The 15,186-nt window shown below is 61.5% G+C and carries 4 protein-coding genes; all 4 read left to right on the top strand.

The features are described from left to right. Nucleotides 1-24: 24 nt before the first annotated feature. Nucleotides 25-9,822 (top strand): RNaseH domain-containing protein, encoded by a 9,798-nt coding sequence (locus KAK07_RS02955; RefSeq protein ID WP_210859030.1) that lies wholly within the window; start codon nt 25-27, stop codon nt 9,820-9,822. A 375-nt stretch (nt 9,823-10,197) separates the two neighbouring features. Continuing rightward, entirely contained in the window at nt 10,198-11,022 is an 825-nt protein-coding gene (locus KAK07_RS02960; protein ID WP_210859032.1) for a hypothetical protein, read from the top strand. Between the two features lie 126 nt (nt 11,023-11,148). After that, nucleotides 11,149-14,844: an ATP-dependent DNA helicase gene (locus tag KAK07_RS02965; protein ID WP_210859034.1), complete on the top strand. Its 3,696-nt coding sequence runs from the start codon at nt 11,149-11,151 to the stop codon at nt 14,842-14,844. Between the two features lie 177 nt (nt 14,845-15,021). Then, a partial coding sequence (locus tag KAK07_RS02970; RefSeq protein WP_210859057.1) for a transposase occupies nt 15,022-15,186 on the top strand: 165 nt, incomplete at its 3' end.

A 15,186-nucleotide genomic window follows, 5' to 3' on the forward strand; every position in this document is an offset into this window, starting at 1 on the left:
GACAACAACGATTCAGGGAAGAAGATGAGCGATGGCACCAAGAGTGTGAGCCAGGCCGAAACTGCAACAACGGTTTGGAAGCGGTCCGCTGAGACTAAGGGCAGTGACCGACCGGTCTTGCTGGGCGCGCGTATACGGCCGCAGTGGTTGGACCAGCAAGTGTCGTTGCTGGCGGTCGGTCTTTCGGGCTCGTTGCTGAACTCGATGCAGTCGCTGCTCGAGGCCTCGAAGGGCAAAGAGGACAAGAACCTGCCCATCGTGCGGCTGCGGGCCGCGCTGATGGCGAAGCTCGAGGGCGTTGTTCGCCTTGACCGAGACCTGGGTTTGAGAGACCCGTCCAAGCCCGCCTTGGAGATGAGGTGGGCCAGCGGTCAAGATCGCGACGGCGTCTCACACGAGGACATCAAGCAAGATATAGCTGACATTCTCATGCGTTGGCACCGGGATGTCGTCGCGCCATGGGCGGAGAGAAACGGCATCGGAACCGCCGCTAGCGAGGTTCGCTCGCACATCTCCGCGGGCAACATCGATCTGCAGGCACATAGCCAGCCACTGATTGCTCGTCAGCCCTCTGGTCGAGTCGCAAAGCCCCAATGGGACTTGATCGCAAAGCACCTTGCAGAGCGCCTCGTTGGCGAAGAGCTTTTCCCTGGGTTGGGGCCGTGTGAGCTCATCGCCGACGCCACCTCTCTCGAAGGCGCAGTTGAGCTAACAACTTGGCCAGCAAAGGCTCCCGGTAGCGACACCGTGTTCTCGATGGTCGCGAGGCTCTCCGTCGCGTCATGGCCCACAGGCCGCGACTTGCACGTGAAGGTGACGCCGGTCAAACGCGTGTGGGCCAAGAAGCCGCCTGGCCGGAAGCCCAATGCGCCGCTGAACATCCGCTGCTACATCTTCAGCGCAGAGAACCCAGTCTTGCCTGCAACGATGCGGCGCGGGAAGAGCGGTTGGGAGTTCGGCGACGACTACATCCAGTACCTCGCTGAGAGCGGAGGTGCGCTTCCGAGAACCCCGGAGTTGGCCACTGAAAGCCCTAGGCCCAGCGAGCCGGGGTGGTGGGTTGGGCTTCCCGAGCTCACCACGTTGTACGACTACATCCAGCAGCGCACCGTCTTCGAAGCCGACGAAGTCGACCTTCGAGATCGTTTGGTTGAGCTGATGCCGGACGTCCTCGACCCCGACTTGCCGTTCCGCTTGCTCAAGACGTCAAGGGCGATGACCCAGGCCAAGAGCGAAGTGGCTCGCCTTCAAATCGATGACGTGCTGCCTAGCATTGCGTCTGAGCAAGGCTGGGCCGGCGCGGCGCTCGAAGTCGAGGTTATTGCCGACGAAGTCGACAACGATAGCGACGAAGAGCAGAAAGCCCACGAACTGGACAGCGCGAACAAGCGCAGGGAGAGGCTCGAGCGCCATCGCCTCGCCAACGAGCAGGCTCTAGCTCGCATTCACGGGCAGCAGACGCCCTCACTCTGGGTGTTTGTCGACGGAACGCAAGAGCAGCAGCTCATCGAGCAGAGCGCACGCACCATCTTCGGTGACCGCGTACGCCTTGAGTTCTCGACGCTGCCGCTGCAGGTTCACGGATTGCGGACGAACCTTGAACTCGACGGAGAAAAAGGGATTCGTCGATTCGAGGCACGTGTCGAGCGTTGGAAGTCTGTTGCGGAGCAAGTCAGGCAAGGCGCCTCTGGCGCACGACACGTTCTCATCTGCGCCCCCAAGGACGTGGGAAACCGGCCCGAGGACCCGGTGAACTACTTCGCTGGCCTGCATGCGATGTGCCACTACGCGAAGGCCAATGTTCACCATCTGCTTCCGCTGGAGACCGACCGGCGGACCGCCCGTCCTGACTTCCAGCACTTCATTCATCGAGTTCAGAGTGCGCTGCTCGACGTCTTCCTCGCTCACTCTGGCGTAGTTTTCGGCACGGATTCGTTTGTTGGCGGCTGTCTCGGAGACGCAGCGCCTCGGGCCATCTACGGGGTGCAGGCCATTCGGTCCCAAGCTCGAGCATTCACGCAAGAGCAACCAGTCAGCCTCATTGTGTTTACCCGTCTCGATGTGGCTAGCGGCGTGACCAGTGTCTCCTTTGCATGCCGCAGTCGCACTCGTGTGCTGACCACTGAATTGCAACCCCTCAACGAGGGGCTGCAGTGGCTTGGAAGCCAGCGCCAGTTGACCAGCGACGAAACTTGGCTGCGCGAGAACTTCTCCGACATCACCCGCAAGGAACTGAACAAGATCAGCGAGGCCGATCCCCGGGCGGTGGTGCTCATCGACTGGTCGACGGTCGCTGGGCTTTGGAAGGAAATCTCAGACGAGTCGCTCATCTCGCGCACGGGTCGTGGGGCATGGCTCGACGACCTAGACCTCGAGAAGGCCTTCCCGCAAATGACATTGCTGCGGTTGCGCTCGGATCGAAATGCGACGCTCGTGATGCGTTGGGTGAACACGACCACCTTCGAGGAATGGCGGACCGACCCGCAGCCGGAGCCAACCCGGCAGACCACGGAGGAGCAGTACGCCACGACGTACAAGACCATCGTCGAGCTCGAGCCCGACGCCGAGGGGCGGCACGCACCGCACTACCTGGTGGTTATGGGCTACCGCAGCACAGTGCAGACCAAGCGCGGCATGTCGTGCTACCGGCCCAGGCCTCGCATGGGTCGCAACAAGAGCGGCTGGTTCGAGCGCCGGTTGCTTCCAGTCGCCAAGGACAACGCCGCCCTGCCCAGCGGCCTCGAAATCACTGTTCTGCACGCACCGCAGGCCCTTAATCCCGACAGTCTGGTCAAGCTCGTGATGGGGCTTCGGCTTGGCTATGCCCACTACGACGATTGGACCGCACTGCCGGCACCATTGTTCTTTGTGCGCAAGGTGCGCGACTACATCATCCGCTATCCGGAGGCCCCGGACTCGCCGCTTGGCGAAGAGCCCACCGGTCTGAAAGATGGCCCTGCAGATGATGGTGGTGTGGGGGGGGTCGAGGCCAGCACCGCCTCAGACCTTCAGCTCGAGCTCGCTGCACAGGTCCTTCAACAGCTACCCGAGTTGGGTGTAGGTGCTGCCTCGCAGCCTTCGGAGTCCGTCGCACAAAACGTTGTGATGGAGCCAGCCGCATCAAGCGAAGGTCGCGAGGCAGATGCGGCGGGGCTCGAGGGCTCATCCGCTACACCGTCGATGGACGGAGAGACGCCCCCCAGCGAGCCACTCAAGAACCCACACCTGCAACGGGCGCTCGAAGCTGGCCTTGCGACACCTGAGCTCTTTAAGCGCTCAAGCGGGCGCCCGGCCAAGCAGCTTTACGAAGCCATGCTGCTCGGTACAGTGCGCGTGCGCGTGGAGTTGCCTTGGTTTGTGAACAAGGACACCGTGTTGCCCCCGGACGGTTGGCCCAAGGATCGCAGAGCCATCGGACGCTACTGGCGTGAACTCGGTCAGTTTCCAATCCGACTTCGACATCAGCGGGGCGAGGCTCCTACGGTCTCGCAGTTTCCAGATTGGGTGATGCGCAGGCTTTCGATCCCCCAGTCGCACTACTGGGTCGACATTCCCGATCTGTTCCCCTCGGAGAAGCGGCTCTTCCACCGCATCGATGATGCCTACACGCGGTTCCTCGAGGACGCCGGACGGTCCGACGAAAAGGCTGCACCTGGCCAGTTCTGGCGCGATATGGCCGACTTCGCCACGTACTTGTGCAGTAAGTCCGAAGACGAGACGCTTGGCTGGGTGTTCTGCCTGTTGGGACACCAACCGTACAAGGATGTGCTTCCCAAAGTCTTCAGGGCCGTCGACTCGTCGTCTCTGGGCCCCTATGCGCAAGCCGGGCTTGAGTACATGACCCACTGCTTCGAGGTGTGCCGCGACGCCTATAACGATAGGGTCAACGGCAGTCACGAGGGCAAGGCGTATGTCGTGTCCGCAGCTGCCAAGCCGGCTAATCTGACTTCAAGCGTGCTGGAGCGCAGGGATAGCGGCCCAGTGAGCCGGCAGCCAGCCGCGTCAATGGAAGCACCTGTGTTGGCGCACAGCCAAGCGGACGCGCCGCCTGCGGAGGTGGCTGCGGAGTCGAGCGCAGCAGAGGCGCCACTAACAGAGCTCGCACAAAGCAGCAGTGCAGGCGCGGAGACACCGGCGGTTGTGGATGCTTCATTGCCGCCTGGGGGTGTTCTGTCTTGGCCGGTTCCAGGAAGCGACACCTTTGACACCGACCATGGAGCCTGCCTTGAGCACCTGTCCAAGCTCGTCCAGGCTCACGAGCAGCTCAAGGCGGCTCGCGAAGCGCAGCGCCTTGCTGAACGGCTGCGGCTCGAAGCTTTGGCTGCCGAGGCGGTGGCGCAGGCGGCGGCCAAGGAGCGTTGGGATCGCGAGCTGAGCGCGCTTGCTGCAGACGCACAAGCCGCGATCTCGGGCTTGAGCGATGACGCAGACATCGGATCCTGGCGGGTAGTTGACCTGCGGACCATCTTCGGTGAGACCCCTGACGCCACGCTGCTGGCGGAAGTTGTCAATCAGGTGCGGGCTGTTCGCGCTGCTGCTGAAGAGTCGGCAGAAGCAGCGAGCGCCGTAGAGCGAATCGAGGCTGGCGACTTTGAGGGCGCTGCCGAGACCAATGCCAAGAAGCGGAACCTGAAGCGGATGCTTGCGCTTCAAGAGGCAATGCCCCGCGTTGCCGAGGCGGATGACCGCCTCAAGCAGGCGCTGCAACGCTGCCAAGTCCTTGCACCGCTCTCGGACACGAACGCGGATGCCACGGGAACTAGCGACGAGTCCACGTCTGCTGAAGCCCAAGCACAAACCGTCTCCGACGTGGTGGTAGTCGCGTCCGCCCAACCAGTGAAGGCGGATGGGGAGTCAGCGGAGGCACCTCAAGCAGGTGAGGCTGTTGCTATGCCCGAGCCTTCTGCTCGTCCAGCAGCAACCCCGGAGGCCTCAGCCCAAGCGGAGGGACTCCAAGACGGGGTGGCAGTCAAGGATGAGACCCAAACCGCTCTCGCGACGCTGCACTCTCAGCCCGAGCCTTTGCCAGCCAGCCACTCGGATGACGCGCCTGCAAACGTCGCCGTAAACGTCGACTTGGAGGAGTCGGAGCAGTCCGACACAGGCGATGAAGAGTCGGAAAGTCTAGGAGTAATTGGCCCCCTGACCTTGATTGAGCCGGCTCAGCGCACTTTGCAGGCCTGCCTAGAGTCCAAGCACTTGGCGCTGGCGTGCGTCGCTGCAATGGCCCTTGGAGAGGTCGACTCTCGTGTGACGGCACGACTCTGGTCCCTGGGGACTGGAATTCTGAGGTCAGGGGAGATGCGTGCTTCGTTCGATCCCACTGCCCTCAAGGCACTTCAGACGTGGCTTGAGCATGCACCGGAACGGCACTCGACTGGGGGCTCGTTTGCAGAACATCTGGGCGTTCTCGGCACAAGCCTGCTGCCAATGCTGCTGCAAGGGGACGCCTCGGGGATTCGCTGGTCGGCAATCGAGTACTTGCGTCCAAGGCTCCAGCCCCACAGCGAACTTCTGAAGGTGGTCGAGCGCATTGCCTCCCTGGACACGATCCAGCTGAATCTGACGCCTGAGATCCTTTCCGCAGCGCAGGTCAGCATGAGACAGGCGCTCGAAGAGCGTGTGGCGCGAATGCGAAAGCGCGCGGCCAACTGGTCCAGCGACTCCGAGCTCGTCACCAACTGGACGGCAACGGACTACGTGGAGTTGCATGCAGCCATCTGCACAGACAAGCATGGGTTTGCCACAGGGTCTTGCATTGCAGCCATCGCTAGAGGCGACGACGGGCGCGCCAGAAAGCTCCTGCCCGAAGTTCACAAGCTGGCGGACAAGGGGCTTGCTACCATCAGCGACATGCGCAAGCGAGTCGGCCGGCGCCGGCCCGTTGAAGGCGTTGGACGTGACTACCTCGTCGACAACCTGAAGACCACGTCCAGATTCGCGCACGAGTTCTTTGAGCTGCTCGACCGGCTGAAGGCCGGTAAGCATGAGGCGCTTCCAGCAAAGCACGTCGAGTTCTTGAGTGGGCTGTATCGCGAGTTGCTGGCTGCTCGGGACTATGTCAACGCGCTAGGCCTGCCGGAAGGCGAAGCGTCAATACACCGCCGACTCCTGCTGTGCGCGCTGGATAGCGCTTTGGGCCTCATGGAGCAGCGCTCCTCCATGTCGTCGTTGTCTGAGGAAGACCAGCTCTTGGTCTTGCAGTACCCCCTCGCGCACGACATGAGGCCCGCCCTCACGTGGTCACCGCCAAACGATCCAGAAACGAGCGTACCGTTGGCGGACGTTTCGCAGCTGCTCGCAGCGGTGGAGCGGGTTGAACACGACTCCCGCGCGGACGGTGCGGCGCCACTTCAGGGCGCCGAACTGCAAGCTCTACTGGTTGACGCGGCGACCGGACACCGCAGAGCAGAGCGGCTGTTGCCCGCAAGACTCATCGAGGAGAGACTGGGTCGTATCAGCCAAACGGCGGCGACTTCAGTGGCTGCCGCGAATGACGCCGCTCGCAGAGAAGCTCGGACCAAGCTCACTGCCGATCTGCAGGAGGCACGGCAACGAGTGACCAATGCCTTGGCCTTGAGCGCACTTCCGCAGGCCGAAGCCAGTCGCATGCTTAAGGTCGTCGAGTCTCTCCTTCGAGCCAATGGTGGCCAAGAGATCGCCGCGCCGCAGAAGCCCACGGCCCTGTACGCTGACTTCCCGCATGCACGGGCAGTGCTGCAGGCCGTGGTGCTCACTCCGCTGGACACCAAGATCCAAGAGAGTCGGGCGAGACTGCGTCTGGAGATCGAAGAGTTTGTGACGTCGCAGCGGGATAGAAATCTCGATCCGGCTGTTCTTCGACAGCTCGAACAGAAGGCGCAGCGCATCCTGGCGAGATTGGATATCGGTACAGCGCTGAGTGTGCGAGTTGCACGGAATGAGTTCCTGCTCTTGCGCGAGGATAAGCTGCCGTTGCTGAAGTTCGACGAGCAGCGTGCAGGCCCTGCATTCGAGGCGTTTCTCATTGAGGCCCGACGGGCAACACAAGGTCACCGACTGCTCGACGGCTTGCACGGCCTGTTGTCCGGGTCACTGCCGCTGGCGTCCTCCGCGCCGGAGTGGCTGACCGCTCTCACGGAGCTGGAGCGTCGTGAAGCTGCAGACCTCGTCTCCCGTTGGATGGCGGTGTTCTCGTCGGGCACCAAGGCTGGCTTTGCGGAGGCGCTCACTGACTTCCTTCGCACCGCAGGCCTCTCGCAGGACCCGACCGTCCTTTCTCCCAATGAGGGCAAGTTCTTCTTGGACGGCAAGCCCTTTGCCGGACTGGCAGCTTCTGGTTTTGGAGTATTCATTCCGCCGGCGCTGGGCTCAGATGCGACCCATATTCAAGGGGTGGTTGTCGCGTCCCCAGTGACGTTCGAGCGACTCGGCCAGCGCGTTGCACAGCTGCCACCCACGACACCGACGTTCCTTCTTACGCGCTTCTCCCTTAAGTCCGAGCAGCGCGCCCAACTGGGACGAGACCACCCAGTGCTGTTGGTCGATGACGACTTGGTGGCCTATGTCGCGCTCCATCCAGGCGCTCGCCTCTCAACGCTGCTGGAGGTCTGCCTGTTGTCCTTCAAGACGAACCCATATGCCGACTATGGCGCACGCCCGGTGCCTCCGGAGATGTTCTTCGGCCGCATCGATGAGCTGGGAAAGCTGCGCAACGTCCCATCAGCTGCCGTTCTCTACGGAGGCCGGCGCCTGGGCAAGTCCTCGCTGCTCAACCAGATCCTGGAGGAGTCCAAGGTTCACCTGAACCTCTCTCCGGGAGAGAAGGGCCGTGGGGAGATGGCGATCTACGTCCCGCTCGACAGCGGCAAGGACCCGGCGGGCTTCGGCCAGGACTACCGGTTGTTCGCCTGGAAGGCGATACACAAAGCGCTGGTAAGCGCAGGCTTCCTCGACGCAGGTGATGCGGAGCTGCAGAGCGACCAAGCCATCAGGGACCGCATCCAGGATGAGATCGTGGCAGGTCGCGCTCGCACCAATGCCTGCTACCTGCTCATCGATGAAGCTGACGACGTGATGCGCGAGGACTTGCAGGCAAACGCCCCCTTCCTCGCGAGCTTGCAGAACCTGAGTGATTCGGTGCTTGGGCACTGCAGGCTGCGTTATGTCATCGCCGGGCTTCACAACCTGACGCGAATGACGACAGGAGGCAACACTGCGCTGGGCAAAGCGACTTCCATTGCGCTGCAGCCTTTCTCCTCTGAAGCGGACATCCTCAAGGGTGTTGATCTCATCACCAAGCCGCTGGCAGCCCTGGGCTTTCACTTTGGCAAAGGGGATGAGGGGTTGCCCATGCGTATCCTCGCGGTGTGCAACTTCTACCCTGCCTTCATCCAGCTCTACTGCCGCAATCTGGTCAACCGCCTGTACAACAAGAGGGCTGGAAAGGAGATCTCTACCCTTGTCACTAGTGAAGACTTGGATGCGGTCGAGCGAGATCAGGAGTTCTTGCGGGAAATTCAAGAGAAGTTCGGCCTCAACCTCAACCTCGACAAGCGGTACAAGGCCATCGCGCTGATTCTGGCGGAGTACTCATATGCTGAGCCGGCAGGGAGCGTCTTCGCCGGCCTGACAGCCACGGAGATTCGCGACCACTGTGCCGTCTACGCGCCTGAGCACTTCAAGACTACGGCGCCGGGCGCCTACGAGGCCCTGCTCGACGAGATGGAGAAGCTCACCATCCTTGAGCGAAACGGCTCTCGCTATCAGCTGCGCACGCCAGACATCGCCACGATGCTTGGCGACAAGGAACAGGTGTCTCATCACCTGAACGAACTTGCGCGGGAGACGCCCACGGAAGCGCGCTCCAAGGGCGAGGCTCGTCTGTCGGTGACCCAGAGGTCTGACAGCAAGACCTTTCCGATGCCCAGCGCTTGGCTTCGCAACTACATGCGAGGCAATCCGACTGACTTGGTCATCTTCGTTGGTAACCAGGTCAGCGGGATCTCGGTGTTCGAGAAGCTGCGGGACCCTTGGGAGATCTCGAATGACGACGCAACGATTGAGGCCAAGACGTTCGGCGTGCCCGAGGAGGCTCGCACGTTCTTGAACTCTGCTCGCAAGAAGGCAGGTCCGGCCAGGAACCGGCTGGTTGCTGTGCTAGCCCGCGGTTGGCAGATTGACCAAATCGAAACCTACTCCGCCCTTGCGCAGTCCTTCGGACGCGCTGCGGGACAGTCCGACGGCGCGGGCCGGCCTAAGCTGCCGACAGTTCGTCCGGTTCTGATCGCGAGCCCTGAGCAGGCGCTGGTCCTTGCGATGCGACAGAGCACACAGGACAGGCCACTGCCCAAAAACACCCTGATCGCGGCAATCCCGCCTTGGAGCGACGATGCGGTGCACTTTAGGTTCAACGACACGAAGCATGAGAATCTCGCTATCCGAGACAGTGCGCCTGCACGTCAAGCACTGCTGCAGGCTAGCTGTGGCTTCGGAGACGAAATCGAGCGCCTTTCGCCCTCGTCGCTGACCGTGGAGGAGGCCGTTCGCCTGCCGCAGGAGGCGCGACAACGCCTGACGCCCGACCTCGCCAGCTTTTACGCTAGGGTTGGCCTGCCTGGGAGCATCGACGCTCCGACCCGCAAGGCCCTGGAGGACCTTCTGATCCTGATGCACGGGGAGAGCAGGGCTGAGTCCAAGGAGCAGGAGCATTTGTCCAGCTTGAACCTGCAGCTGGGGCACTTCGTCTTCGCGCAGTGGATGGGTCTCATTCAGCCTTCAAACGATGGAACTTGGGAAGTTCCTTCGCTCTACCTTGAACTGCTTGAGCGTCGCCCCGCATAAGTCGACATGACTGCTCCGAACACTCCTCACGTCCATGTTCCCTTGTACTGGTCTCTGCCTGGACCCGCACGGTTCTTGGTAGAACTTGGTGACGCGCTCGAGCGCTCCAGTACGCTAGTAGTGCGGTTGCATGCACCTCGTGTGACTGGACTCAAGCATGCCGTTCACGATGCTCTACAGAAGGGCTGTCACGAACCGGAGCGAATTGAGTTCATCGACGTAGAGGACGGGTCGCATGTTGAGTCGGATATTGGCCACCACTTCTTGCAGCCGACTATGTCAGCGGCGGAGTTCGCCACGCGGACGACGACGCCACGGGTGACGATTGTTCTGACGCCAACTTCCGCGCGAGCCCGTGAAAGGTGCCGCCAATACTTGGCTGAAGTGAACGCCGAACGGCCGCCCGCACAGCGAACCTGCCCGAGGCTGGTGGTGGTGTGGAACAGCTCAGATGATCCCGTCGTGCCGGAGGCAGGAGGCGTGGTGACCTTCGACGGTCGGCTGTCAGTTGATGAGATGCACGCTTATGTGACCCTTCGAATGGTGGGGCACCGCGGTCCCGGGTCTACGTCCTTGGCCAGGCACCTCGTTACAGAGTTTGCGGGCTCCGATGCGATGCTTGCAGAGGAGCTTATGAGCCTGTCGCACGATGACTTGCTGAATCTTCCGCAGTCGTTGTCGCGAATCGCGCCTCCTACCGGCGGCGGAGTGCTATCGGTTGCCGCAGGTGCGGTCGATGGCCTCGGTGACAGCGTCCAGGACTGGCTCACCTCTCGGTCGGCAGGTAGCGAGTCGGTCAAGGCGCGTGAAAGGCTCGACAGCCGATACTGGAGAGCGTGCGTGCGGGCGCTGCTTCCTTGGCTCGAGGAACGGCGTAGGCCTGTCATTGAGATTCTCAGGTCGAGCCTTGAGGACTATCTGTATCCGAGCGGGGGCAAGTGGAGAAAGGTGCTCCCTTGGCGCCCAAATGAGACGCTGACGGTGGAGATTGACGATCTGGAGTTCAATGATGTTGTCGCGATGAGCAGGCACGCGAACGACCCTTTTGTTCCATTGGATGCTATTGCTCAGCAGGCATTGGAAGCCTGCAGAAGTTCGAAGCGTGTTCGTGATGCGCTAGCGCACATGCGGCCGCCTGCCTCGGTCGATGTTCAGAATGTCATTCGCTTGCTCGACATCCTCCTTCCTTGTGGCGGATGAGCGAGTTGACGGCAAGCTGCGGCGCAACGCTCGGCGGAATGTTCGTCCAGTGTTCCCCCCTGGGCGATCAGCGGACGACTGCGATGGTTCCGGCTCCCGCAAGATCGACGCAATGAAAGGCTGCTGATGACGTTTCATCTGAATGTTCGTGTTGCATGGCATGACAACCGCTGGAATGGAACCGTCTGCAACGACCCACTGCTGAATTCTTACTGCCTCGACCTCGAACGCATCCGCTCCAGCCGGCTTGACCTAAAGGAGGTCCAGTTCAAAGGCAGGCTATTCGCAGACATCCCACCGGATGACCTGCCGCCATGCAAGGCTGAGTCAAGCGCGTTCATGAGTCAGCACCAGTGGGTCAGAACCGTCGAGCACCCATATGCAAGCAACAAGAAGACGCAGGCGACTCACGGCCATCTGCTGAAGACAAACATTCCTGTACCGCCGTATTCGACCTTTGCGGTGCCCTTCTACTGGATGCTGCGCGGTAATCAGGACGAGCTGCAATCACAACTCCCCCAGGAACTCCCCCCTGACGAAGATCCGCCCTTTCCCTCACCCTGGGTCTTTTCCAAAGCCCGCCAGCGCGCCATCTGCAATCTGTTCTTCGGCAGACTGACCGCTGGTCGTTCGCTCGTATTCTTTTACACAAAGAGCGGCCACCCTCTGGAAGAAGCCTATTCCCGCCTTGTGGTGGGCGTAGGCCTTGTCGAGTCTCGCTCTCCGGTACTTGAGTACGACACGTCGATCCCTGGCGACACATATCCGCTGTGGGATGGCAAGTTTCAGCACTCGATCAGGCCAGACGGGAAGGCGGGATTTATCCTGCCTTACCACGACTATCTGCAGCCAACCGGCGATGCCGCCGAAGATGCTCGCCGCAGGTCTCTCCTCGATGAGATCGCAGTCGTTCCCGAAGCCGTCGACGTGATGTCGTTTTCCTACGCGGGCGAGCTTTGCAGTGCAGATGTGGCGCTGTCGGTTCTGACCAAATGCCTGACTGCGGTTCGGAGAATCAAGGAGCACGGGATCGCGCCGGGACCATGGGACAGGCGGGAAGAGTGGCTAAACGAGCAGATCGAGAACACCTGGCGGGATCGAGGGGCCTTTCCGGGCACAGGTCCTGTCCTCGAGGCTCTCGGCATGCGCCTCGGAACGTCGCTGGTGCTGGAGCTAATAGCCAAAGGCATCGTCAAGCCGACAGATGATCCGTGGCCGGTTATCGACCTAATCCTGCGCGGCAGAGCGACGCCACCCCAGAACGCTTACAGGCCGGATATCAAGGCAGTGGCCAACACGTGGGCAGGTTTGTCGGACGAACGGCGCGCTTTGGTGCGCTTGCTGTCTCGGATGAGCTTAAGCGCGGGGCAGGCGAAGCGCTGGCTCGATCCGAACAGGCGCAAGAATGCGACGCGGCAGCCCGTCACCGACGCGGCAATTCTCGCGAACCCATACCGTATTGCCGAGTGCGACATAGGGGATGACAAGGACAACGCCATCTCATTGGCCACCGTGGATCGTGGCGTCATGCCGGACAGTTCGATTCGCGCAGTTCATCCCGTGGAAGCGCCTTCGTGCGTGGAATCTCCGCTCGACGTAAGGCGCGTACGAGCCGGACTGGTCGCTGTTCTGCGCGCTTCGGCGGCGCAGGGTGACGCACTGTTGTCCGATCTCGAAGCGCTCCTTGCCCTGGGCAAGCTCGCTCTCGCACAGGCTTGTGAAGTGCCCGTGGACTGGCTCAATGGCAACGAGGCGATGCTGGCCGATGAGGTTTCCCGGCTGCGCCTGGTGCTCAATCACGAGACCGACGAAGCCGTGCAGTGCCTGCAACTCAAGGAGTTACAGGACAGGGAGACTCGCCTCGGCAAGCTGCTAAGCGGTCGGGCAGCGGCTACGCTGCCGAGCACAGGCGAGGCCTGGCAAGAGCTGATCGTCGCGGCGCTGAAGGAAAACGGCACCAATCCCGATCTTCACAACCCCCGCCATGTATCCGCGCTGGAGGAACAGGCCAAGGCCCTGGAGCAGATCACGACTTCGAAGCTGGCCGTTCTGGTAGGTCGCGCCGGAACCGGCAAGACGACGGTGCTGGCGGGTCTGCTGAAGTCGACAAAGCTCGCCGCTGGCGGCATCCTGTTTCTTGCGCCAACCGGCAAGGCACGCGTCCGGCTGTCACAGAAGGCGAACGCGAACGCAATGACGGTCGCGCAGTTCCTTCATCAGCTCAAACGCTATGACGGTTTGAGGCAGCGGGTGCGCTTTGATGGCGAGGAGAAGTACAGACGGGAGAAGACGGTAGTCATCGACGAGTGCTCGATGCTGACCATGGACGATTTGCTCGCAACGCTGCTGGCACTCGACCTGGTTCACGTCCAGCGCGTCATCCTGGTTGGGGATCCGAACCAGCTGCCGCCGATCGGCGTCGGCCGTCCCTTCGCCGACCTAGTCGCTTACTTGGACGCTGCAGACAAGGGTACGCCACAGGCCCGCGCGCTGGCACGGCTTGGTATCGAACTGCGAACTGCCGATCAGGGCAACGCCTCGGACACATTGAAGCTTGCCTCCTGGTTCACGCGGGAGCAGCAGCCGGCCGATGCCGAATGGGTGCTCAGCGAAGAAGGCGAAGGCCAAGACTTGAACGATCTGCGGGTCTGCACGTGGCAGACGCCGGCGGACCTGTACCGTCTGATTGGCGAGCAGTTCGTCTCAGAACTCGGCTTGAAGACCCCGGACGATGTGACCGGCTTCAACGCTGCGCTGGGACTAACGACCGAAGGCTTCGTCCCTTTCGAGGATCACGATGGAGCTGAACGCTTTCAGATGCTCTCTCCCGTGCGCCTTCAGCCTCACGGCATCCACCAGATCAACCGCTGGGTCCAAAGCACCTTCCGGCGGCAGCAGCTCAATAGCTCGCGGCAGCCATGGGGGTTGAGCCTCGGTGACGAAGAGATCGTCTGGGGCGACAAGGTCATCCTGACGCGCAATGGCAAGCGCGACGGCTGGAATGGGAAGCTGAAGACCAAAGTGGAGGATGAGTATCTGGCCAATGGTGAAATCGGCGTCACGGCGCCTGCACCCAACAAGGGCAGGTATCTCAACGTTGCCTTTGCCCAGCGACCTGATGTGCGCTTCGGATTCAGCCCGGGACAGTTTTCGAGCAACGCTGCGCCGCTCGAACTAGCCTACGCGCTTACTGTTCACAAGGCGCAGGGTAGCGAGTTTGAGAAGGTGTTTGTGGTCTTGCCTGAAAAGGCGCGCTTTCTTTCGCGGGAACTGGTGTACACGGCGCTGACTAGATCAAAGAAGAGGCTCGTGCTGCTGATCCAAGGCAAGAACGCCACGTCGCTGTTCGATCTCTCGCAGCCGACGAACTCTGAGACCGCACGCCGCAACACCAATCTTTTCTCTGTCGGAGTGCGCTGTAGCGACGACTTTCCGTATGCGCAGCACCTCGTGCATCGCACTAGCAAAAACGTCATGGTGCAGAGCAAGTCCGAGCTCACGCTGGCGACCTATTTCGCCTGCCCGGATGTCAATCTCGGTGACTACACCTACAACCGCCGCCTAGAGGGCGAAGGCTATCCATACAGGCTACGCCCAGACTTCAGCTGGGAGACCGATGCCGGGGAGCTGATCCTCTGGGAGCACCTTGGGATGCTAGACCGCGAGGACTACCGGCAGGGCTGGGAAAAAAAGAAGGCCTGGTATGCGTCGAATGGCTACACCGAGGGCCATAACCTCTTCACGTCGACGGAGGGCCCCGGGCTCGACATGGCGGAAATCGCCATGGTTGCCCAACGCGTCAGAAAGGCCCTCGACCGCTGACGGGCGGAGTTCTCTCAACGACGTGGTCTTCATCATGATGGACACGCGGTGGGCTGCCCCCGAGGCAGTTCATTCCCAGGCTCACAACCGTGAGGTCGGGCCGGAATTTCGCTACAGCTGAAAACTAGAGTACGGTCGCCCGTGACCAGGCTGCTGAGCAGCCCAGGAGCGTGAGCGATGAAGAAGAGCAAGTTCAGCGAAGAGCAAGTCGCCTTCGCATTGCGGCTGGCCGAATCGGGTACCCCTGTCGGCGATGTCTGTCGGCAAATGGGTATCAGCGAGGCAACGTTCTACGTCTGGAAGAAGAAGTACTCCCAGTTCGGGGTAACGGAGCCCCGACAG

The organism is Ideonella alba (assembly GCF_018069875.1).
In the GTDB taxonomy this organism is placed as follows: Bacteria; Pseudomonadota; Gammaproteobacteria; order Burkholderiales; family Burkholderiaceae_C; genus Ideonella; species Ideonella alba.

Excerpts from the sequence above, each read along its gene's own strand:
- KAK07_RS02955 (WP_210859030.1), top strand. The coding sequence starts at position 25 with ATGAGCGATGGCACCAAGAGTGTGAGCCAGGCCGAAACTGCAACAACG.
- KAK07_RS02965 (WP_210859034.1), top strand. The coding sequence starts at position 11,149 with ATGACGTTTCATCTGAATGTTCGTGTTGCATGGCATGACAACCGCTGG.